Consider the following 22,349-nt stretch of genomic DNA (forward strand, 5'->3'; position numbering starts at 1 on the left):
GCCTTCAGCGTGGCTTCAGAGCGCGGCGTTGAAAAGCTGCGTCAGGTTCTCTTCGGTCAGCTCGATCGGGTTGCCGCCGCAGGACGGGTCGATGATCGCGCCCTTGACCAGCTCGGGGATTCTGTCCGCGGTCACGCCCAGATCCGCCAGCTTGCGCGGGATGCCCATGCTGTCGTTGAACTCCTGCACAAAGGCGCGGAACCCCTCAAAGCCACCGGGAATCCCCAGATAGGCGGCCGCGCTGTCGAACCGATCGGCAATGACCGGGGCGTTGAACGCAAGCACGGCGGGCATGCAAACCGCATTGGTGGTGCCGTGATGGGTGTTGAAATGCGCCCCGATCGGATGGCTCATGGCGTGGATCGCGCCCAACCCCTTCTGGAACGCGGTGGCGCCCATCGCCGCCGCACTCATCATCTGGGCGCGCGCCTCGATGTCGGTGCCATCGGCATAGGCGCGCGGCAGGTAGTCCTTGACCAGCCGCATCCCCTCCAGCGCGATACCCTGGGACATCGGGTGGTAGAACGGCGAGGAGAAGGCCTCGACGCAATGGGCAAAGGCATCGAGGCCCGTCCCGGCGGTGATGAACTTGGGCATGCCCACGGTCAGTTCCGGATCGCAGATCACCACGGTCGGCAGCACCTTGGGGTGAAAGATGATCTTTTTCGCGTGGGTTTCGGAATTGGTGATGACGCTGGCGCGGCCCACTTCCGAGCCAGTGCCGGCGGTGGTGGGCACCGCGATGATCGGCGCGATGGCCTCCGCATCGGCGCGGGTCCACCAATCGCCGATATCCTCGAAATCCCAGACCGGCCGGGTTTGCCCCGACATAAAGGCCACCATCTTGCCAAGGTCCAGCCCCGAGCCGCCGCCAAAGGCGATCACGCCGTCATGGCCGCCGGCGGTATAGGCGGCGACGCCCGCGGCGAGGTTCTTTTCATTCGGGTTCGGATCGACCTCGGAAAAGATGGCGCGGCCCAGCCCGGCGGCCTCGAGAATGTCGAGCGTGGCCTGCGTCACCGGCAGGCTCGCAAGCCCCTTGTCGGTGACCAGCAGCGGTTTCTTGATGCCCGCCGCCGCGCAGGCCTCGGGCAGTTCGGTGATCCGGCCGGGGCCGAATTTGATGGTGGTCGGATAGGACCAGTTTCCAACGAGAGACATGTGTTTGCCTTTCCAGGGTTTCACCGGTTGAAACCGGTCATGCGCTTCGAAAATTCCGCCCAGGGCGCTTGCGTCCCGGGCTGCGCCCGCCCTCTGTATGGGAGAGAAGGACGGGACGGACATGCTCAGCCCGTCACCTTCTTCAGGTGATAGGATTTCGGGCGCGTCAGGTTGTGATAGCCGATCACCGACAGCCCGCCGCCGCGCCCGGTCTGCTTGCAGCCGGTCCAGCACAGCCCCGGATCGAGGTAGTCGGCCCGGTTCAGGAACACGGTTCCGGTCTCGATCCGGTCGCCGACCCGCTCGGCGCGGTCCAGATCGCTGGTCCAGAGGCTGGCGGTCAGGCCGAAATCGCTGTCGTTCATCAGCGCGATCGCCTCTTCGTCGTCCTTGACCGGCATGATGCCGACCACGGGCCCAAAGCTTTCCTCGCGCATCACCCGCATCTCGTGGGTGACGCCTGTCAGGATCTGCGGCGTCAGATAGGTGCCGCCATCGTCCCCGGGCATGGTGTCGATATGGGCCACGGCGCCGGCAGCGACGGCCTCGTCGATCTGGGCGCGCACCTGGTTGGCAAAGCGGATGTTGGCCATCGGCCCGATCGAGGTTTCGGGCTCCAGCGGATTGCCCAGCTTGTAGCTTTTCACGATCGCCACCGCCTTTTCGACGAAGGCGTCGAACAGGCTTTCATGGACATAAAGCCGCTCCATCCCGCAGCAGCACTGGCCGGAATTGAACATCGCCGCGTCGATCAGCGTGGCAACCGCCGCGTCGAGATCGGCATCCTCCATCACGTAACCCGGATCCTTGCCGCCCAGTTCCAGCCCGACACCGGTAAAGGTGCCGGCCGCGGCGCGTTCCATCGCGCGCCCCCCGCCGACCGAGCCGGTGAAGTTGACGAAATCGAAAGCCCGGTCCGCGATCAGCCCCGAGGTGGTGTCGTGATCCAGAAACACGTTCTGGAACACATCCTCCGGCACCCCGACGGACAGGAAGGCCTGCGCCATCCGCTCGCCCACCAGCAGGGTTTGCGTCGCGTGTTTCAACATCACCGTGTTGCCCGCGATCAGCGCCGGCGCCACCGTGTTGATCGCGGTCATATAGGGATAATTCCACGGCGCCACCACCAGCACGACGCCCAGCGGCACGCGGCGGATATAGCGTTTGAAACTCGCGTCCTCGCCCACCTCGATATTCGCCAGCGCCTCGCGGGCGATCCCGGCCATATAGGTGGCGCGTTCCTCGAACCCGCCGAATTCGCCGCCATAGCGGATCGGACGGCCCATCATATGAGCCAGCTCCGGCACGATTTCCTCGTTCATATCGCCGACGGCGGCGACGCCGGCCAGGACCAGGTCGATCCGCTCTTGCAACGGGCGCGCGGCCCAGGCGGACTGCGCCGCCCGCGCCCGGTCGGCGGCGGCGCGCGCGGCCTCCGGCGTCAGGGTCTCACGGGTGGCGAAAACCGATCCGTCGATCGGCGAGATGCAGGTCAGGGTTTGGGTCATGTCTGTCCTCAGGCCAGTTCGAACCCGCGCGCCACCTCGTAATCGGTGACCACGCGATTGAATTCCTCGATCTCCCACTCGGCGGCACGGGCGTAATGGGTGATCACCTCGTCGCCCAGCGCCGCGCGCAGCATGTCCGAGGCCAGAAGCGCCTCGCGCGCGTCGCGCAGGGTATAGGGGATCTGGCGGCTCTCGCCCTCATAGGCGTCGCCCTTGAACGGCGGCTGCAACTCCAGTCCCTCTTCGATGCCCCTGATCCCGGCGGCCAGCATCGCGGCCATCGCCAGATAGGGATTGATGTCCGATCCACCGACCCGGCATTCGATCCGCACCGCCTTTGTGCCGTCGCCGCAAAGGCGGAATCCCGCGGTGCGATTGTCGATCGACCAGATGATGCGGGTGGGGGCAAAGGTGCCCTTCTGGAACCGCTTGTAGCTGTTGATATAGGGCGCCAGGAAATACGTGTAATCGGCGGCGTATTTCAGCAGCCCGGCGACATAGCTCTTCATCAGCGCCGACATCCCCAGTTCATCCTCGGGATCAAAGAAGGCCGGCGCGCCGTCCTTCCACAGCGACTGGTGCACATGGCTGGACGAGCCGACCTTGTCCTGGTGCCACTTCGGCAGGAAGGTCACGGCGCGGCCCTGCTGCCAGGCGATCTCCTTGGTCGCGTGCTTGGCGATGGTGTGATAGTCGGCGGTGTCCAGCGCCGGGGCGTATTTGATGTTCAGCTCTTCCTGCCCCGCCTCGGCCTCGCCCTTGGTGTTCTCCACCGGGATGCCGGCATTCCACAGGTGATTGCGCAGCGGGCGCATCACATGCTCTTCCTTGGTGGTCTGCAGGATGTGGTAATCCTCGTTGTAGCCCGACAGCGGCGCCAGCTCGCGGTATCCTTGCTTACGCAGATCATCAAAGCTTTGCTCGAACAGAAAGAACTCCAGCTCGGTCGCCATCATCGCGTCATAGCCCAGCGCATCAAGCCGCCGCAGCTGCTTTTTCAGGATCGCGCGCGGCGAATGGGCGATTTCCGCGTGGGTGCGGTGGTCGAGCAGATCGCACAGCACCATCGCCGTGCCCTCGAGCCAGGGCATCGGGCGGATGGTGGTCAGGTCGGGCTTCATCACGTAGTCGCCATAGCCCGCGCTCCACGAGGTGGAGGCATAGCCCTCGGGGGTGGCCATGGCCAGATCGGTGGCCAGCAGGTAGTTGCAGCAATGGGTCTCTTCCCAGGCGCTGGCGATGAAATGCCGGGCATGGAACCGCTTGCCCATCAGGCGGCCCTGCATGTCGACCAGGCAGGCCAGGACCGTGTCCACCTCGCCGGCCTCGACCCGGGCCTTCAGATCCTCGAAACTCAGTGTACCAGACATCGGCAGCTATCCTGTTCTCAGTGTTGGGGCCCCGGCGTCTCCGCCGGGATCCTTTTCCGTCACGTATCGCGGTCTCAGCCGTAGCGATAGGGGCGCCCTGCCTTCTGCATGTCGGCATTGTACTTCTTGAAGATCTCGACGACTTTTGCCTTGGTCGGGCTTTCCGCCGCGATCTCGTCCCAGAAGGTATGGGCAGCCGTCTCGACCTGATCCCATTCGGCATCGGGGATCGAGGTGAGCCGCATCTTGGTGCCGTCCACGCGCAGGCCGGCCTCGCCGCCCCAGTACCACCACTGGCGGTAATAGTGCGACTGCTCCATGCAGGTGGCCAGCAGCAGTTTCAGATCCTCGGGCAACTCTTCCCAGCGGCCCATGTTGGCAAAGAAATGGCCGATCCAGGCGCCCGAGATGTTGTTGGTGAGGAAATAGTTGGTCACATCGGCCCAGCCGACCGTGTAGTCCTCGGTGATGCCCGACCAGGCGATACCGTCCAGCTCGCCGGTCTGCACCGCGACCTCGATATCCTCCCACGGCAGGGTCACCGGCACCACGCCGAACTGGCTCAGGAACCGGCCGGCGGTCGGGAAGGTAAAGACCCGCTTGCCCTTCAGATCGGCCAGGCTGTTGATCGGATCCTTGGTGGCAAAGTGGCAGGGATCCCAGCTGCCGGCGCTGATATGCTTGACCCCGACCTTGGCGTATTCCTCGGCCCAGATCTCGTTCAGCCCGTACTTGTTGAACAGCACCGGCACGTCGAGCGAGTAGCGCGACGCGAAGGGGAAGTAGCCGCCGAACACGGTCACCTCGGTGGGCGAGGCCATGGAGTCGTCGTCGGACTGCACCGCGTCGATGGTGCCGCGCTGCATGGCGCGGAACAGCTCGCCCGTCGGCACCAGCTGATCGGCATAGTAAAGCTCGATCTGCATCCGGTCGCCCGCGATCTTGTTGAAGGTGTCGATCGCGGGTTTCACCACGTGCTCGGCCAGCGCGGCACCGGCATAGGTCTGCATCCGCCATTTGATGGTGGATTGCGCGAGCGCCGGGGTGGCGAGCGGCGCGGCGGCCATCCCCACGCCAGCGGTTTTCAGGAATTTGCGTCTTGTGGTCATCTTTGTTTACTCCTTGATGGTTGTGCTGGCCCCCTGCCGGGGCTCTTCTCTCTGGTTATTTTCCGTAAACCGTATCAGGCAGCCACAGGGCGATCCCGGGAAAGACCATCACCAGCACCAGCGCCAGGACCATGACCAGCGCGAAGGGGATGATCGAGATATAGATGTCCCGCAGCCCAATCTCGGGCGGGGCCATCGCCCGCATCAGAAACAGGTTATAGCCGAAGGGCGGCGTCATATAGGCGATCTGCGTGGTGATGGTGTAAAGAACGCCATACCAGATCAGATCGAACCCCATCTCGCCCACCAGCGGCACGTACAGCGGCGCCACGATCACCAGCATCGCGGTATCGTCCAGAAAGGTTCCCATCACGATAAAGCTGAGCTGCATCAGCACCAGGATCATCCAGGGGCTCAGCCCCCATTGCTGGGTGAACAGATCCTCGATCGCCTTGACCGCGCCCAGACCGTCGAACACCGCGCCGAAGCCCAGCGCGGCCAGGATGATCCACATGAACATGCAGGAAATCGCCAGGGTCTCGCGCAGCGAGGTTTCGAAAACCTCTTTGGTCATCCGGCCCTTGAGCACGGCGGCGACAAAGGCCGCCATCGCCCCGATGGCCGAGCTTTCGACCAGCGATGTCCAGCCGTTGACGAAGGGCACCATCATCACCGCGAAGATCACCAGCGGCAGGATGCCCGCGCGCAGCAGGCGCAGCTTTTCCGCGGTTGAAACATTGCGCTCCTCCTCCGGCAGGGCCGGGCCCAGGTCGGGCTGCAGCCGGCAACGGACATAGATGTAGATGACGAACATCGCCGCCATCATCAGGCCCGGGATCACCCCGGCAAGCCAGAGCTGCCCCACCGGCTGGCGCGCGATCATCGCATAGAGCACCAGCACCACCGAGGGCGGAACCAGGATGCCGAGGCTGGAGCCGGCCTGGATCACCCCGGTCACCATGATCTTGTCATAGCGCCGTTTGAGCAGCTCGGGCAGCGCGATGGTGGCGCCGATCGCCATGCCGGCCACGCTGAGCCCGTTCATCGCCGAGATCAGCACCATCAGCCCGATCGTTCCGATTGCCAGCCCGCCGCGCACCGGCCCCATCCAGACATGGAACATCCGGTAAAGGTCGTCCGCGATCTTCGATTCGGACAGCACATAGCCCATGAAGATGAACATCGGCAGCGTCAGCAGCGGATACCATTTCATCAGCTTCATCGCCGCCGAGAACGGAATCTCGGCCCCGCCGGTGCCCCAGAGCAGCAGCGCCGCGGCGGCGCCGACAAAACCAATGGCGCCGAACACCCGCTGGCCGGTGATCAGCATCAGCATCATCGAGCTGAACATCAGAAGGGCGATCATTTCATAAGGCATCAGATGTCTTCCCCGCGAATGATCGCGATGTCGCGGAACAGTTCGGCCAGCGCCTGCAGCAGCATCAGCAGCACGCCGACACTCAGCAGCACCTTCACCGGCCACAGCCAGGGCCGCCATGCGGTCGGGCTGCGCTCCAGAAAGCCCAGCTTTTCGCCCGCCGCGTCAGGCCCGCCGGTGATCAGCGCGGTGAACAGATCCCAGAAGAACGAGAACGGCTCCATCCCGAAATAGCCCAACGCGTAGGCAAGCGAGCCGACCGCGCCATAGAAAAGGATGCCCAGATAAAACATCAGGAACAGCACGGTAAAGGAATCCACCCAGGCCTTGGTCCGGATCGACCAGTTGCCATAGAACAGATCCATCCGCACATTCGAGCCAAGCTGGATCGAATAGGGCCCACCCAGAACATAATAGGCCACCATGACGAATTGCGCGGTCTCCAGCGTCCAGATCGTGGGGGTAAAGAAGGTCTTGGACACCGACGACCAGATCAGCACACCCACCAGCGCAAAAATCAGGTACATCGCAATGCGCCCGATGATCCGATTGAGCCGGTCGATGGCCCGGACATAGCCTCGGATGACCTTAGGCATCGCTCGCCTCCCCGTCCTGCGCCGCCCGGGACGCCAGCGCCGGACCGATCAGGGTCAGCAGTTCCTGCGCCAGCATTCCGGTGCCGGCCGCATCGGTCAGCAGGTCGTTGCGCAACTCGATCATCACATTGAGCAATCCCCCGGCAATTCCGTACAGTTTCAGCGAATGGGTCACGCCGTCATCCGGTCCGTAGGGATCGTTGCGCGCGATGCGCCGGTGCGGCAGGCGATGGGCCTCGGACAGCATCGCGTCGGCCAGGCGGCTGTCGGCGTCATGCAGAATGCCGACCTCGGTCTCGCGCCGCTGGCCGAAGTAAACTGGCGTGAAACTGTGCACGGTGATCAGGACGCTGCGCTGTCCCCGGTCGCGGCGGGCGGCGATCGTATCGGTCACCGCCGCGCAAAACGGGCGATAGACGGTTCCGACCCGTTCGGCGCGCTGTTCGGGCGTCAGGGTCCGGTTGCCCGGCACCTCGATCAGCTCGGATGTCCCGGGCATCGCGCTTTCGGCCTCGGGCGGGCGGTTGCAGTCATAGACCAGCCGCGACACCCGCCCGGCCACCAGCGGCGCATCGAGGGCGCGCGACAACTGCAGCGCCACGTCCCGCGCACCGGGATCCCAGGCCGCGTGGCTGGCGCGCGCCGCGGCATCAAGGCCCAGTCCGTCATAGCGCGCCGGTATGTGGTTCGAGGCATGCTCGCACAGCAGCACAACCTCGCCGGCACCCTCCGGATTGATCACCTCGACGGCGTCCAAGCTGTTATCTGACTTGCCTTGTGGCATGGACACTCCCCTGACTTTGGAAAAATCTTTCCACACCGACGCACATTGTGTCAATATATGTCCAACACGAGAGCGGAGGGAATTCTCCTCTCTCCGTATCGGGGGCGGCAGGATTGCCCACAAAGCGTGCAGCAGATACAGGCGTGCAGAACTGACAGGATAGGACTGTGACAAATCCCTCCCAAACCGTACGCGAACTGATCCGCAAGCATTACGCCGCCCTGACGCAATCAGAGCGAAAATTCGCTCAGGCCCTGCTGGAGAATTACCCGGCGGCCGGCCTTGCCTCGATCACCATCGTCGCGGCCAACGCCGAGGTCTCCACCCCCACCGTTGCACGGATGGTGCAAAAGCTGGGGTTCAAGGGCTATCCGCAATTTCATCAGGCCCTGCTGAAGGAGTTGGAGGCAAAGGGCTCCGGCCCCACCCAGCGGCGGGCGAAATGGGCCTCCGAGGCGCCCGAATCGCATCTGCTCAACCGGTTCGCCCAGACCGTGACCCGCAACATCGAACAGACCTTTGCCAATATCGACACCGAAAGCTTTGACGGCGCGGTCCGCCAGCTGGCCGACACCGACGGCCAGCTCTACGTGGTGGGCGGGCGCATCACCCGGTCGCTGGCCGACTATGCCTTCACCCATTTCCAGGCGGTGCGCCCGCGGGTGACCTACATGACCGCCTCCTCCGCGACCTGGCCGCATTACGTGCTGGACATGACTGAGGGCGACACGCTGCTCCTGTTCGATGTCCGCCGCTATGAGGCCAATCTGGAGCGGCTGGCGGAACTGGCCGCCGGGCGCGGCGTTCGGGTGATCCTGATCACCGATCAATGGGCCAGTCCGATCACGCAGGTGGCGCAGTTCAGCTTCAATTGCTGGGTCGAGGCGCCCTCGGCCTGGGATTCCAACATCGCAACCATGATGCTGCTGGAGGCGCTGATCGCCGCCACCCAGGAGGTCTGCTGGCCCGAGACGCGGGACCGCTATGATCGGCTGGACGCGCTGTTCGACATGACGCGGCTGTTCCGCTAGGCGGCCTGCCCCCTGCCCGCCTGACGCCCCCGGCGCAGACTGTCTTTCCGCTCTCCCCGGGGGTCGGTCATCCCGTCACCCCGCCGCGTTTTTCGCACCCCTGTCATCCCCGCGAAGGCGGGGGCGACAGGCGGGATGGCGGGCTGACACCTCTCGCGCTCACGCCCCCAGAACAAAGGCATAGGTCAGCACCCAGGCGGTCAGCAACGCGCCGGTCGCCAGCACGTAGAAACCGTTCCAGCGGAACCCCACGTGCAGCGCGCTGACCTGCCCGAACGAGCCGATCATCAGCGTCGTCGCGGTGAACGGAGAGGTCGTCCCGCTCATCGCCCAGCCCGCGGTGATCGCCGTGACGATGGCCGAGGGGGCCACCCCCATCGCCGATGCCCCGGGGATGAGCGGCGCTAGCAGAGTGACCGCCAGGATCGGGTTCATCCCCAGCTGCCCCAGCACCGGCACGATCCAGACCAGGGCGACCAGAACCGCCCAGGCCGGCAGTTGCGCCGGATCGAGGCCCGAGTGCAGGACCAGCGGCAGCAGCAGCGGCGCGCCCACCGTACCGATATAGCCCGCCATCATCAGCAGCGTGATTTCGCCGCGATAGCCCGTCAGGTCGGTCACCAGGTAATCGCGCAGACGCTTGCCGATGGAAAACCCGAGCCCGCCGCCGCCATGCTGGATCCCCGCCCATCCCAGCGCGATCACCGGCACCACGACCATGACGATGCCGACGATCCGGATGCCGGTCAGCTCATGCAGCCCGCCCACCGTGACCCCGAACAGCAGCAGCAGCAGGATCAACGGCGAAATCAGCCGCCAGGATCCCTCGCCCCGGGCGCGGGAGGCGGCCGGCACCGTCACCCGCGGCTTGAAGATCGTATCCAGCGCCCAGCCGGTGCCGGCAATGATCGCCGCCGAACCCAGCCCTGGCGCGACCGCCGCCGCCCAGCTTGCACCGGGGATCAGCGCGGTGGTGATCGCCATGGCGAAGGCCAGCGGCGACCACGGCAGCGACGAGATGAAACCGCGCTGGATCGCCAGCAACATGCGCCGCCGGCGGTGGTGCCGGATCACCGGGTCGGCCTCGGCGGCGGCGCTGGCGGTGGCCAGGCTGCCCAGCAGGGTGATGGCGCCGTAGTTCAGCAACAGCGCGAAAAGATGCCCGCCCAGCGTCAGCGCGGCATAGCGGCGGCCCGGTGGCTGCCGGGCCAGAAACCGCCCGGCGCTGCCGATCGCGGGCGAGGTTTCGGCAACGTTGCGCAATGTCGTCAGGGCGGTGAAAAAGGCGCCGATGAACCCGGCCGAATAACAGCCGCGTAGCACCACCGCCTGCCAGGACGGATCACTCAGCGCCAGCCAGAGGGTCAGCAGCCCGCCCACCGCCACGAAGGCCCGGCGCGAGGTCCGCACCTGCAGCGTCAGCAGCGCGAGAACCGCCAGAACCGCCCATGGGATCAGCGGGCCGGGCCAGCGCGCGCCCCATTCGGACAGCGCGACGAGCCCGGTCAGCGCGACCAGAAGGCTGGGGGTGATCCAGAGGGCAAACGCGGGTCGCATCGAACGGGCATCCTCGCCACCCCGCCGTCGGGGCCTGCATGCCCGACCGGCCTACTCCAACCCGCCGGCGGCGGCAAGCCGCCCACGCGGTCCGAACCGGCCCTGCGACCGGCTAGGCGATCGGCTCATGCACATGGGCCGCCGCCGCGATCACGATCGGATCGAGCCCCTTCCCCCCCTGCGCCACATGATCCAGCAGTTTCCGGCGCATGCGCGGATCCCAGAAATCGTTGAGATGCGCCGCCACCTTCGCGGGCTTGTCCGCCTCCGGCTGACTCTTGAAGAAGGTGGCGATCTGGTTTGCCATATAGATCATCTTGTCAGGCGACATCGCTGGCTCCGGTCTGGATGCGGTCGGGATGGGAATAAAGATCGAAGGCACCGCTGCGGGCGAAGGCGGCCAGGGTGAGGCCGGCGCCATCGGCCAGCCGCACCGCGTGGGCGGTTGGGGCGGAGACGGCGATCAGGACCGGGCAGCCGGCCATGGCGCATTTCTGCACCAGCTCGACCGAGATGCGGCTGGTCATCACGATGGCGCCGCCGGCCGGATCGATGTCCTGCCGGGCCATGGCGCCGATCAACTTGTCGAGCGCGTTGTGACGGCCGACATCCTCGCGCGCCAAAACGATGCCCGCGCCGGGCCGCAGAAAGCCGGCGGCATGAACCGCGTGGGTTTGATCGTGCAGCGGCTGGCGCGCGCGCAGCGCGTCGGTGGCATGCGCCAGTTCCGCCTGGTCGAGGCGCAGGCCGGAGGCGACCCACGGCAGCGGCCGCAGCGCCTGTTCCAGACTGTCGATCCCGCAGAGGCCGCAGCCCACCGGCCCGGTCATCCGGCGGCGGCGCTGCTGCAACGCAGCCCGCCGCCCGGGGGCCAGCCAGAACCGCGCCTCGCAGCCGGCCTCATGGGTGACCAACTCGAAATCCTCGACCTGATCGGGGGTCTCGATGACCCCCTCGGTCAGCGAAAAGCCCAGCGCGAAATCCTCCAGATCGGCGGGGCTGGCCATCATCACCGCCTGGGTGGTGCCGTCATAGACCAGCGCCACCGGCCACTCCTCGGGCAGGCTGCGGGTGACGGCGCGGACGCCGTCGCGGCGGACCGACAGGCCGGGCAGGCTGTGGGAGGGGCGCGGTGCCATCTCTATTCCGCCGCCGGCAGGATGCGGCGCGACAGTTCGGCCTGCGCGGCGTAATCCTCCTGCCAGTCCGTCGGCCCGTTCGACAGGCTGACCTGCACCGCGGTCACCTTGTATTCCGGGCAGTTGGTGGCCCAGTCGCTGTAATCGGTTGTGATCACGTTGGCCTGCGTGTCCGGGTGATGGAAGGTGGTGTAGACCACGCCGGTGCTGACCCGGTCGGTGACCTGTGCCCTGAGCGAGGTCTCGCCGCAGCGGCTGGCCAGCCGGACCCAGTCGCCGTCCTTGATGCCGCGCACCTCGGCGTCATGGGCGTGGATTTCCAGCACGTCCTGATCGTGCCAGACCACATTCTCGGTCCGCCGGGTCTGGGCGCCGACGTTGTACTGACTCAGGATCCGCCCGGTGGTCAGCAGCAGCGGAAAGCGCGGGCCGGTCTTCTCATCCGTCGCCACGTATTCGGTGACGATGAAGCGCCCCTTGCCGCGCATGAAACCGTCCACATGCATCAGTGGCGTACCATCGGGATGATCCGCGTCGCACGGCCACTGGACGCTACCCTTTTCGTCCAGAAGATCATAGGTGACGCCGGCAAAACTGGGTGTGGTCGCCGCGATCTCCTCCATGATCTGGGCCGGGTGGGAATAGTGCCACCCCGCCCCCATGGCATTGGCCAGTTTCTGGGTCACTTCCCAGTCGGCATGGCCGTTCCGGGGCGCCATCACCCGGCGCACGCGGTTGATGCGGCGTTCGGCATTGGTGAAGGTGCCGTCCTTTTCCAGAAAGGTCGAGCCGGGCAGGAAAACATGGGCGTAATTCGCCGTCTCGTTCAGGAACAGATCATGCACGATGACGCAGTCCATCGCGGCAAGGCCCGCCGCCACATGTTTGGTGTCCGGGTCCGATTGCAGGATGTCCTCGCCCTGGCAATAAAGGCCCCTGAAGGTTCCCTCCACCGCCGCGTCCAGCATGTTGGGAATGCGCAGCCCCGGTTCGGGGTCAAGCTCGACGCCCCAGACATCCTCGAAGACGGCACGGACCTCGGGCAGCTTGACATGACGATAGCCCGGCAGCTCATGCGGAAAACTGCCCATGTCGCACGAGCCCTGAACGTTGTTTTGCCCCCGCAGCGGGTTCACCCCCACCCCCTCGCGCCCGACATTGCCGGTCAGCATGGCAAGGTTGGCGATGGCGATCACGGTGGTCGAGCCCTGGCTGTGCTCGGTCACGCCCAACCCGTAATAGATCGACCCGTTGCCCCCGGTGGCGAACAGGCGCGCGGCGGCGCGCAGCTCGCCGGCCGGAACGCCGGTGAGCATCTCGGTCGCCTCGGGGCTGTGGCGCGGGTCGGAGACGAAAGCCGCATAATCCTGGAACTCGTCCCAGTCGCAGCGGGTGCGGATATAGTCCTCGTCCATCAGCCCCTCGGTGACGACGACATGGGCCAGCGCGGTGATGACGGCCACATTGGTGCCGGGGCGCAGCGCCAGATGATGGGCGGCCTCGACATGGGCCGATTTCACCAGATCAATGCGGCGCGGATCGATCACGATCAGCCGGGCACCCTGCCGCAGCCGTTTTTTCAGGCGGCTGGCAAAGACCGGGTGCGCATCGGTCGGGTTGGCGCCGATCACGATCACCACATCGGTCTTCTCGACGCTGTCGAAATCCTGGGTGCCGGCCGAGGTGCCGAAGGTCTGGCCAAGGCCATAGCCGGTCGGCGAATGGCAGACCCGGGCGCAGGTGTCGGTGTTGTTGTTGCGGAACACCGCGCGGGCCAGTTTCTGCACCAGATAGGTCTCTTCATTGGTGCAGCGGCTGGAGGTGATGACGCCGATGGACCGGCGGCCGTATGTCTCTTGCAGCCCGCGCATCCGGTCGGCGGCAAAGCTCAGCGCCTCGTCCCAGCTCACCTCGCGCCAGGGCTGGTCGATGCGCTCGCGGATCATCGGGTGAAGGATGCGGTCCTTGTGATGGGCATAGCCATAGGCAAAGCGGCCCTTGACGCAGCTATGGCCGCGGTTGGCCTTGCCGTGCTTGTAGGGGACCATGCGCACCAGCTCGTCGCCCTGCATCTCGGCCTTGAAGGAACAGCCGACGCCGCAATAGGCGCAGGTGGTGACGACCGAACGGTCGGGCGTGCCCAACTCGATCACCGATTTCTCTTGCAGTGTGGCGGTCGGGCAGGCCTGCACGCAGGCGCCGCAGCTGACACAGTCAGACGACAGGAAATCGTCCGCCGCCATGCCGGGGGAGACCCGGCTGTCGAAACCGCGCCCCTGAATCGTCAGCGCAAAGGTGCCCTGCACCTCTTCACAGGCGCGCACGCAGCGGGAGCAGACGATGCATTTGGAGGGGTCGTAGGTGAAATAGGGGTTGCTGTCGTCCTTCGGCAGCCACTGCGGGTTGGTGGCGCCGGAGGTGTTGCGCGCCTCGAAATGATTGGCGAGCGGGGCGTTCTCGGGCGCCTCGTAACGCACGTCGCGCAGACCGACCGCACCGGCCATGTCCTGCAGCTCGCAATCGCCGTTCGCGGCGCAGGTCAGGCAATCGAGCGGGTGGTCGGAGATATAGAGCTCCATCACCCCCTTGCGGATGCGGCGTACTTTCTCGGACTGGGTATGCACCACCATGCCGGGATGCACAGGCGTGGTGCAGGAGGCCGGCGTGCCGCGCCGCCCCTCGATCTCGACCACGCAGAGCCGGCAGGAGCCGAAGGCGTCGAGGCTGTCGGTGGCGCAGAGCTTGGGGATCTGCATCCCGGCCTCGGCGGCCGCGCGCATGACCGAGGTGCCCTCGGGCACCGTCACCTCGAAGCCGTCGATGCTCAGCGTCACCGGCTTGCCCTGTTTGGCGGGCGTTCCCATGTCGCGGTCGTCGTCCCAGGGGATGATGAAATCTTTCATGCCACGCCTCCGATGAAATTGAGATAGTCAGAGGATCGCACCCGGCACCGAGGGGGGGCGGGGTCGGGCGCGATCCGGGACGCTACGCGCCCCGGAGGAACCAAAGCTTCGCGGTTGCGCGCAATGATGAAGAGAGCCCTCATTCCGCCGCCTCCTTCGCCGTGGCGAAATCCTCGGGGAACAGTGTCAGCGCCGACATCACCGGATAGGGGGTGAAGCCGCCCAGCGCGCAGAGCGAGCCATCTTTCATCGTCTCGCAGAGATCGGTAAGCAAAGGCACAGCCGAGCCGTCGCCCGCCGCGATCCGGTCGATGGTCTCGACGCCGCGCACGGCGCCGATCCGGCAGGGTGTGCATTTGCCGCAGCTCTCCACCGCGCAGAACTCCATGGCGAAGCGGGCCATCTTCAGCATGTCGGCCGTGTCGTCGAACACCACCACGCCAGCGTGGCCGATCAGCCCGCCGGCGCCGTCGAACTCCTCATACCCGAACGGCGTGTCGAACTGCGACGGCGCGAAATAGGCGCCAAGCGGCCCGCCCACCTGCACCGCCTTGACCGGGCGGCCGCTGGCGGTGCCGCCGGCGACGTCCTCGATCAGCTCGCCCAACGGCAGGCCAAAGGCGGTCTCATAGAGCCCGCCGCGCTTCACATTGCCGGCGATCTGGATCGGCATGGTGCCCTTGGAGCGGCCCAGCCCGAAGCCGGCATAGAATTCCGCCCCCTTCTCGAAGACCACCGGCACGGTGGCCAGCGAGAGGACGTTGTTGACCACGGTGGGGCGGCCCATGAACCCCTCCAGCGCCGGCAGCGGCGGCTTGGCGCGCACCACGCCGCGCTTGCCCTCCAGCGAGTTCAGCAGCGAGGTCTCCTCGCCGCAGACATAGGCGCCGGCGCCCACCCGCACCTCCATGTCGAAGGCACGGCCAGAGCCCAGCACGTCGCCGCCCAAGAGCCCGTCCTTGCGGGCGATCTCCACCACCTGGTTCAACACCGCGATGGCATCGGGATATTCCGAGCGCAGGTAGACATAGCCCTTGGTGGCCCCCACCCCGAGCCCGGCAATCGCCATCCCCTCGATCAGACAGAACGGATCGCCCTCGATGATCATCCGGTCGGCAAAGGTGCCACTGTCGCCCTCGTCGGCGTTGCAGACGATATATTTCTGCTCGGCATGGGCCAGCCGCACCGTGTCCCACTTGATGCCCGTCGGAAATCCCGCGCCGCCGCGGCCGCGCAGGCCCGACAGCTTGACCTCATCGACAATCGCCTCGGCGCTCATCCCCAGCGCCCGGCGCAGACCCCTGAGCCCGCCATGCGCCTCGTAATCGGCCAGGCTCAGCGGATCGGTCACGCCGCAGCGGGCAAAGGTCAGCCGGGTCTGGCGGGCGAAAAAGGGGATCTCCTCGACCTTCCCCAGCCCCTCCAGCGTACCGTCGAGCAGCGCCGGAACCTCCGCAACCGTCACCGGGCCAAAGCCCTCGCGGCCAGCGCCGCGGTCGATCTCCACCAGCGGCTCCAGCCAGATCATGCCGCGTGTACCGTTGCGGATCAGCTCGATTTCCAGCCCGCGCTTTTCGGCCTCGGCCCGGATCGCCTCCGCCACCGTATCGGCGCCCAGCGCCTTGGCCGCACTGTCGCGGGGAACATAGACCTTCATGCGCCGGCCTCCGTCAGGATCGCGTCCATCCGCGCCGCGTCGACGCGGCCCACGACCCGGTCATCGACCATCGCCGCCGGCGCGCAGGCGCAGAGGCCCAGGCAATAGACCGGCTCGATCGTCACCACGCCATTGGCGGTGGTGCCGTGCCATTCCAGCCCGAGCCTGGCCAGCGTCGCCTCGGCCAGCGCGGTGCCGCCCATCGCCTGGCAGGCCTCGGCCCGGCAGATCCGCACCACGTGGCGCCCTGCGGGCACCTCGCGGAAATCGTGATAGAAGGACATCACCCCATGCACCTCGGCGGCGGTGATGTTCAGGGCATCGGCAATCATCGGCACCGCCATCTGCGGCACATACCCACAGGCAGACTGGATCGCATGCAGGATCGGCAGCAACGGCCCCTCCAGCGCGATCTGGCTGTCGATCAGGGCCGCGATCTCCTCGACGCTCGGCTGTGGCACGCTCTGAGGCATGACTCCTCCCATGGCTGGTCTCTCGACTGGGTGGAGGATTCTAGATTTCCATTCAATATCGTTATTTCGTCGAACGATAGCATATTGCTATCAATTCGTCACCTACCGGGCCGCGCGGACCGCGCCGCGGTCAGCCGCCGCTGTCCGGACTTTCGCGCCGCCAGTTTTGCGGCCATGTCCAGCAGCGCCTGAAGCACCGGCGTATGCGGTGCCTGATGCGGCGCCACCAAACCCACCGCATGACCCTTGCCCTGGCGCCGGATCGGGATCACCTTCAGCCCCTTTCCGGAGGTCAGGAACAGTGCGATATCCTCGGGCAGCACGGTCACCGTGCCGCCATGAAGCACCTGCGAGACCAGAACCACGGTCGAATTGGATTCCAGTTTCACCGTCGGCGTCACCCCCGCCTCCATGAAGGCGGCGTTGATGATGCGCCGGTTCTGCATGTCCGTGGTCAACAGGCTCAGCGCCTCGTCGGCCAGATCGGCCCAATCCACCGCCTCGCGCGTCGCCAGCCGATGGGTCTCGGCGCAGACCAGCGAATAGGTCTCGCGATAGAGCATCGCAGAGGAGACCCGGCCCAGCGGTTCGTTGTCGAGATAAGAGATGCCGGCGTCGATATCCAGGTTTTCCAGCATCTTGAGCAGATCAACAGAGGTGGTGGAGCGGATGGTAAAGCCGACGTTAGGGTGCTCCGCGTTGAAGGCTGCGGCCAGATGCGAGGCCGCGGTCAACGCGGTCGGGATCACCGCGATGCGCAGATGGCCGGACAATCCCTCGCGGGTATAGCGCATTTCTTCGCGCAGCCGCCGGGCATCGCCGACGATCTGCCGCGCCCAGACCAGCGCCCGCTGCCCCTCGGGCGTCAGCCCGCCATAACGCGATCCGCGCAACACCAGCTTGACCCCCAGGTGGTCCTCAAGCTGACGGATCCCGGTGGAGAGCGTGGGCTGGGTGATGCCAAGGCTGGTGGCGGCGCGGCCAAAGTGTTGTTCCTTGACCAGCGCGATGAACATTTCGAGTTTTCCGATCATGAATTGATATTCGCACGGTGCAGAACGATAGAAAATCTCTTTTAACCGTTTGGTTCGGCGCTTTGTGCCCGAACTCCGGCCCGCGCGTCGGCGATTGCCCGCCCCAATACCGCGCCCGCCTGTCGCCCCCTTGTTACATTGCCCGTCCAGTCTGGCCTGGCGCGGCACCCCATCGGCAACGCCGCGGCCTTTTCCACTTGCATACAGCCTTTATTTCATTAATTCATGAATTATGGAAAAAGAATCACTCACCCAGCTCGCCACGCTCAGCCACCCGCAGCGCATGCAGCTCTTCCGCCTGCTGATGCGACGCTATCCCGACGCCGTGCCCGCCGGTGAAATCGCCGCGGCTCTCGGGTTCAAGCCCAGCACGAATTCCGTCTATCTCTCCGCGCTGCAGGAGGCGGGTCTGGCCGAGCAGCAGCGTCAGGGCACCTCTCTGCGCTACCGGGTCAACATGCCCCAGGTACAGCACCTGATGGGGTTTCTTTTCCTCGACTGTTGCCGCGGGCGGCCCGAGCTTTGCCCGCCGCTCCCCTTCTCCCACACTGACGGAGCCTCTCCCATGGCCGACCGGAAATACAACGTTCTGTTCATCTGCACCGGCAATTCCGCCCGCTCGATCTTTGCCGAGGCGCTGCTGCGCGCCGAGGCCGGCGACCGGTTCAACGTTTATTCGGCGGGCACCAGCCCCCATTCCGAACTGAACCCCTTCGCCGTCGAGATGCTGGCCTCCAAGGGACACGACATCACGGATCTGCGCGCAAAGCACGTCACGGAATTCCAGGGGGCCGGCGCGCCGGTGATGGACTTCGTCTTTACCGTCTGCAACCAGGCCGCCAACGAGGAATGCCCGACCTGGGAGGGGCAGCCGGTCAGCGCCCATTGGGGCATGCCCGATCCGGTGAAGGCGACCGGCACCGACGCCGAGAAACGGCTGGCATTCCAGCAGGCCTATGGTGCGCTCCGCAACCGCATCCGGGTCTTTGCCGCCCTGCCTTTCGACACGCTCGACCGCATCTCGCTTCAGGCGGCGGTGGACGATATCGGCGACACCGCGCTGGAAGGGGCCGGGGAATGACCACTTACGCCCTGAACGGACTTGGCCGCATGGGCAAGCTGGCGCTGCGCCCGCTGCTGGAACGCGGCGCGCAGGTGGCCTGGATCAACGACGCTGTGGGCGATGCCGAGATGCACGCCCATTTGCTGGAATTCGATTCCGTGCACGGCCGCTGGCCCGCCGATTTTTCCCATGACGCCGGCAGCGTCACCATCGACGGCACCCGCCTGCCGGTGCACCAGCGCAAACGGCTGGAGGATCTGCCGCTGGACGGCATCGACGTGGTGATCGACTGCACCGGCGCCTTCAAGTCAGAGGCCAAGCTCGCCCCCTATTTCGAGGCGGGCGTGAAAAAGGTGGTGGTCTCGGCCCCGGTCAAGGACGGGCCGACCGCCAATATCGTCTATGGCGTCAATGGCGACATCTATGACCCTGAGACCCATCGGATCGTGACGGCGGCAAGCTGCACCACCAACTGCCTCGCCCCGGTGGTCAAGGTGATCCACGAGAATCTGGGGATCAAACACGGCTCGATCACCACGATCCACGATGTAACCAACACCCAGACCATCGTCGACCGCCCGGCCAAGGATCTGCGCCGCGCCCGCTCGGCGCTGAATTCGCTGATACCCACCTCCACCGGCAGCGCCACGGCGATCACGCTGATCTATCCCGAACTGACCGGCAAGCTGAACGGCCACGCCGTGCGGGTGCCGCTGCTGAACGCCTCGCTCACCGATTGCGTGTTCGAGGTGGAGCGGGAAACCACGGCCCAGGAGGTCAACGCGCTGTTCAAATCCGCCGCCGAGGGCGAGTTGAACGGCATCCTCGGATACGAGACCCGCCCGCTGGTCAGCGCCGATTACACCAACGATCCGCGCTCCTCGATCGTGGACGCGCCCTCGACCATGGTGATCAACGGCACCCAGGTTAAGGTCTATGCCTGGTACGACAACGAATGGGGCTATGCCAACCGGCTGGTCGATGTCGCCCTGATGGTCGGGGCCAGCCTGTGAGCCTGGCCGCGACCGACCGGGGGCTGGCCGCCTATGTCGCGGTGACGGCGGCCTACTGGGCCTTCATGTTGACCGACGGGGCGCTGCGGATGCTGGTGCTGCTGCACTTTCATACGCTTGGGTTTTCCCCGGTGCAGCTGGCCTATCTCTTTGTCCTTTACGAGTTCGCCGGCTGCGTCACCAACCTTTCGGCCGGCTGGATCGCCGCGCGCTTCGGTCTGACCTCGACGCTCTATGCCGGGCTGGGGTTGCAGGTGGCCGCATTGCTGGCGTTGGCCCAGCTCGATCCCGGTTGGTCGGTCACGCTTTCGGTGGTCTATGTGATGCTGGTGCAGGGCCTCTCGGGCGTGGCCAAGGATCTGGCCAAGATGAGCTCCAAATCGGCGGTGAAACTGCTGGCGCCCAAGGGCGAGGGTGTGCTGTTCCGCTGGGTGGCGCTGCTGACCGGGTCGAAGAACGCGGTCAAGGGGCTGGGCTTTCTGCTGGGCGCGGCGCTGCTGGCGCTGGCGGGGTTCCATGTTGCCGTGCTGGGCATGGCAGGGGTTCTGGCGGCGATCCTGATCGCCGTGCTGATCGGCATGCCCGCCGGTCTGCCCGCCGGCCGCAAGGACGCCAAATTCCGCGAGGTCTTTTCCGGGAACCGCAACATCAACTGGCTCAGCTTTGCCCGCGTCTTCCTGTTCGGGGCGCGCGACGTGTGGTTCGTGGTCGGCATCCCGGTCTATTTCTATGCGGTGCTGTCGGACGGAACCGAGGCGGGCAACCGCAGCGCGTTCTTCATCATCGGCACCTTCATGGCGATCTGGATCATCCTTTACGGCGCGGTTCAGGCCAGCGCGCCACGGCTGCTGCGCGCCGCGTCGCGGGGCGAGGCCGCGATGGTGACAAGCGCCCGGCACTGGGCGGCGGCGCTGATCGCGGTGCCGGCGCTGCTGGCCGCGCTCACCCTGACCGCCGGCGCGCCCGCCCCCTGGCTCACCGCCGCGCTGATCGCCGGGCTGCTGATCTTCGGCGCGGTCTTTGCCGTGAACTCGGCCCTGCATTCCTATTTGATCCTGGCCTTTACCGAGGACAGCCGCGTCACGATGGATGTGGGGTTCTATTACATGGCGAACGCCACCGGGCGGCTGCTGGGCACGCTGCTTTCCGGGCTGAGCTACCAACTGGGCGGCGTTGCCTTGTGCCTGGCCACGGCGGCGGCCATGGTGGCGCTCAGCGCCCTCGGCGCCGGCAAGCTGCGGCCCCTGCGCCCCTGATGAGCCCGCCTTAGCCCGCGTTGGAGAAATCGCCGGTGTCCAGAACCGGCGAGGCATCAATATCCTCGGCATCGAGCATCGTTGCCACCCGCTCCAGCGCGGCAATCAGCATCGCCTGCTCCCAATCCTCCAGCGCCTCGAACTTGCGGACGTAGCGCTGTTGCAACGCGTCCGGCGCCCGTTCGATCGCCGCCCGGCCCTTGTCTGTGGTCACGATATTGGTCTGCCGCCGGTCCTTTTCCGACCGCTGGCGTTCGACCATGCCCTGGCGCACCAGCTTGTCCACCAGCGAGGTGACGGTGGCCTGCGACACGCCCATGCGATGGGAAATCTGGGTGGCGGTGCAGTGCCCCCGCTCGCTGACCAGCTGCAACACCCGGAACTGAACCGCCGTCAACCCGGCCGCCTGCGCCAGTTCGCGCCCATAAAGCTCAGTCGCCCTGAGAATCCGCCGCAAGGCGATCAAGCTGATATCGGTCCGGTCCATCCACCCTCCTGCCTGCGGTATTGCCAATGATGACAGAGCCTTAGGCGCGCTTCAATACTTTCGCGCAGGTTCAGACACAATCCACCATATGATTAATATTTCCAAAGCATAATCCGCCCCAGAACCAAGGAATACTGGCCGAAATAGGCAGTTTTCCGCGCTCATAGCGTATTTTTGCTTTTACATGTTGAAGTTTTCGCGCGCGACGTTACTTTGACAATCGAAGCAACCGGAGGAACCGAATTCGTCATGGCACAGGCAACCAACATGCCGCACAAGTCGCGCCCCACCCTGCGCAAACCCGCCGCAGAAGATGGCGGCGCGATCTGGGACCTGGTCCGCGCATGCAAGCCGCTCGATGAAAATTCCATGTATTGCAACCTGATCCAGTGCGATCACTTCCGCGACACCTGCGTCGTGGCCGAACTGGACGGTGCGATTCTGGGATGGGTTTCGGCCTATGTCATGCCCAGCGAGCCGGACACGCTGTTCGTCTGGCAGGTCGCCGTGTCCCCCGATGCGCGCGGGATGGGTCTGGGCACCAAGATGCTGGGTCATATCCTGGACCGCGACGCCTGCGAGGATGTCACTCGCCTGCAAACCACCATCACGCGCGACAACGAGGCCTCGTGGAGCCTGTTCCGCCGTTTCTGCGAGCGCCGGTTCGGCCAATTCGAATCGCAGCCGCATTTCATCCGCGACGACCACTTCATGGGGCTGCACCCCACCGAATACATGGTCACCATCAAACTGCCGGGGCGGATGAAGAAAGCGGCCTAAGCGATGCTGCGCCCGCCCGTGCTCTCAAATCTTTTTCTGGAAGGATTACT

General features: G+C 65.5%; 20 protein-coding genes. 5 read left to right on the plus strand and 15 right to left on the minus strand.

The window, feature by feature from the left end:
• Positions 1–15 precede the first annotated feature (15 nt).
• The 7 genes from E1832_RS21870 to E1832_RS21900 all read right to left on the minus strand — a co-directional run bounded on the left by E1832_RS21870 (position 16) and on the right by E1832_RS21900 (position 7,906).
• A complete protein-coding gene (locus E1832_RS21870; RefSeq protein WP_133361903.1) occupies positions 16–1,161 on the minus strand; it encodes an iron-containing alcohol dehydrogenase in 1,146 nt (381 codons plus the stop codon).
• A 125-nt stretch (positions 1,162–1,286) separates the two neighbouring features.
• Positions 1,287–2,669 (minus strand): aldehyde dehydrogenase family protein, encoded by a 1,383-nt coding sequence (locus tag E1832_RS21875; RefSeq protein WP_133361904.1) that lies wholly within the window; start codon positions 2,667–2,669, stop codon positions 1,287–1,289.
• Positions 2,670–2,677: 8 nt separating this feature from the next.
• Positions 2,678–4,039, minus strand: a complete 1,362-nt coding sequence (locus E1832_RS21880; protein ID WP_133361905.1) for a glutamine synthetase family protein — start codon at positions 4,037–4,039, stop codon at positions 2,678–2,680.
• A gap of 74 nt (positions 4,040–4,113) precedes the next feature.
• Positions 4,114–5,148 (minus strand): TRAP transporter substrate-binding protein, encoded by a 1,035-nt coding sequence (locus E1832_RS21885; RefSeq protein WP_133361906.1) that lies wholly within the window; start codon positions 5,146–5,148, stop codon positions 4,114–4,116.
• Between the two features lie 55 nt (positions 5,149–5,203).
• A complete protein-coding gene (locus E1832_RS21890) occupies positions 5,204–6,526 on the minus strand; it encodes a TRAP transporter large permease (RefSeq protein WP_133361907.1) in 1,323 nt (440 codons plus the stop codon).
• Positions 6,526–7,122, minus strand: coding sequence for a TRAP transporter small permease subunit (locus tag E1832_RS21895; protein WP_133361908.1), 597 nt, complete (start codon positions 7,120–7,122; stop codon positions 6,526–6,528). Before E1832_RS21895 ends, E1832_RS21890 begins: the two co-directional genes overlap by 1 nt.
• Entirely contained in the window at positions 7,115–7,906 is a 792-nt protein-coding gene (locus tag E1832_RS21900; RefSeq protein ID WP_133361909.1) for an N-formylglutamate amidohydrolase, read from the minus strand. Before E1832_RS21900 ends, E1832_RS21895 begins: the two co-directional genes overlap by 8 nt.
• A gap of 167 nt (positions 7,907–8,073) precedes the next feature.
• Between E1832_RS21900 and E1832_RS21905 the strand changes: the two genes are divergently transcribed.
• A complete protein-coding gene (locus tag E1832_RS21905; RefSeq protein WP_133361910.1) occupies positions 8,074–8,937 on the plus strand; it encodes a MurR/RpiR family transcriptional regulator in 864 nt (287 codons plus the stop codon).
• Positions 8,938–9,096: 159 nt separating this feature from the next.
• Here the strand turns inward: E1832_RS21905 and E1832_RS21910 are convergent, their stop codons facing one another.
• The 7 genes from E1832_RS21910 to E1832_RS21940 all read right to left on the minus strand — a co-directional run bounded on the left by E1832_RS21910 (position 9,097) and on the right by E1832_RS21940 (position 17,700).
• Positions 9,097–10,494, minus strand: a complete 1,398-nt coding sequence (locus E1832_RS21910) for a hypothetical protein (protein WP_133361911.1) — start codon at positions 10,492–10,494, stop codon at positions 9,097–9,099.
• Positions 10,495–10,606: 112 nt separating this feature from the next.
• A complete protein-coding gene (locus E1832_RS21915) occupies positions 10,607–10,825 on the minus strand; it encodes a formate dehydrogenase subunit delta (RefSeq protein WP_133361912.1) in 219 nt (72 codons plus the stop codon).
• The gene (gene fdhD / locus E1832_RS21920; protein ID WP_133361913.1) at positions 10,815–11,633 is read right to left on the minus strand and encodes a formate dehydrogenase accessory sulfurtransferase FdhD; all 819 of its coding nucleotides are present in this window, start codon (positions 11,631–11,633) and stop codon (positions 10,815–10,817) included. Before fdhD ends, E1832_RS21915 begins: the two co-directional genes overlap by 11 nt.
• 2 nt (positions 11,634–11,635) lie before the next feature.
• The gene (gene fdhF, locus E1832_RS21925; RefSeq protein ID WP_133361914.1) at positions 11,636–14,536 is read right to left on the minus strand and encodes a formate dehydrogenase subunit alpha; all 2,901 of its coding nucleotides are present in this window, start codon (positions 14,534–14,536) and stop codon (positions 11,636–11,638) included.
• 139 nt (positions 14,537–14,675) lie between these two features.
• Entirely contained in the window at positions 14,676–16,193 is a 1,518-nt protein-coding gene (locus E1832_RS21930) for a formate dehydrogenase beta subunit (protein ID WP_133361915.1), read from the minus strand.
• Positions 16,190–16,666: a formate dehydrogenase subunit gamma gene (locus E1832_RS21935; protein ID WP_206021088.1), complete on the minus strand. Its 477-nt coding sequence runs from the start codon at positions 16,664–16,666 to the stop codon at positions 16,190–16,192. The genes E1832_RS21930 and E1832_RS21935 overlap by 4 nt, the downstream gene beginning before the upstream one ends.
• A 98-nt stretch (positions 16,667–16,764) precedes the next feature.
• The gene (locus E1832_RS21940) at positions 16,765–17,700 is read right to left on the minus strand and encodes a LysR family transcriptional regulator (RefSeq protein WP_133361916.1); all 936 of its coding nucleotides are present in this window, start codon (positions 17,698–17,700) and stop codon (positions 16,765–16,767) included.
• Positions 17,701–17,932: 232 nt separating this feature from the next.
• On the opposite strand from E1832_RS21940, the gene E1832_RS21945 reads away from it, so the two are divergent.
• The 3 genes from E1832_RS21945 (at position 17,933) to arsJ (ending at position 21,032) form a co-directional block, all read left to right on the plus strand.
• A complete protein-coding gene (locus E1832_RS21945) occupies positions 17,933–18,781 on the plus strand; it encodes an arsenate reductase/protein-tyrosine-phosphatase family protein (RefSeq protein WP_133361917.1) in 849 nt (282 codons plus the stop codon).
• Positions 18,778–19,776, plus strand: a complete 999-nt coding sequence (locus E1832_RS21950; RefSeq protein ID WP_133361918.1) for an ArsJ-associated glyceraldehyde-3-phosphate dehydrogenase — start codon at positions 18,778–18,780, stop codon at positions 19,774–19,776. Before E1832_RS21945 ends, E1832_RS21950 begins: the two co-directional genes overlap by 4 nt.
• A gap of 65 nt (positions 19,777–19,841) precedes the next feature.
• Positions 19,842–21,032 carry an organoarsenical effux MFS transporter ArsJ gene (arsJ, locus tag E1832_RS21955; RefSeq protein ID WP_425358991.1) on the plus strand — a complete coding sequence of 397 codons (1,191 nt, stop codon included), beginning with the start codon at positions 19,842–19,844 and terminating at the stop codon, positions 21,030–21,032.
• A 10-nt stretch (positions 21,033–21,042) separates the two neighbouring features.
• Here arsJ and E1832_RS21960 read toward each other — a convergent pair whose 3' ends face one another.
• Positions 21,043–21,519, minus strand: a complete 477-nt coding sequence (locus E1832_RS21960; RefSeq protein WP_133361920.1) for a MarR family winged helix-turn-helix transcriptional regulator — start codon at positions 21,517–21,519, stop codon at positions 21,043–21,045.
• A 249-nt stretch (positions 21,520–21,768) separates the two neighbouring features.
• Here E1832_RS21960 and ectA point away from each other — a divergent pair, with 249 nt between their 5' ends.
• The gene (gene ectA, locus E1832_RS21965; protein ID WP_206021089.1) at positions 21,769–22,299 is read left to right on the plus strand and encodes a diaminobutyrate acetyltransferase; all 531 of its coding nucleotides are present in this window, start codon (positions 21,769–21,771) and stop codon (positions 22,297–22,299) included.
• The last annotated feature ends 50 nt before the right edge of the window (positions 22,300–22,349 follow it).

It is taken from the genome of Antarcticimicrobium luteum (assembly GCF_004358185.1).
Classification (GTDB): Bacteria; Pseudomonadota; Alphaproteobacteria; order Rhodobacterales; family Rhodobacteraceae; genus Antarcticimicrobium; species Antarcticimicrobium luteum.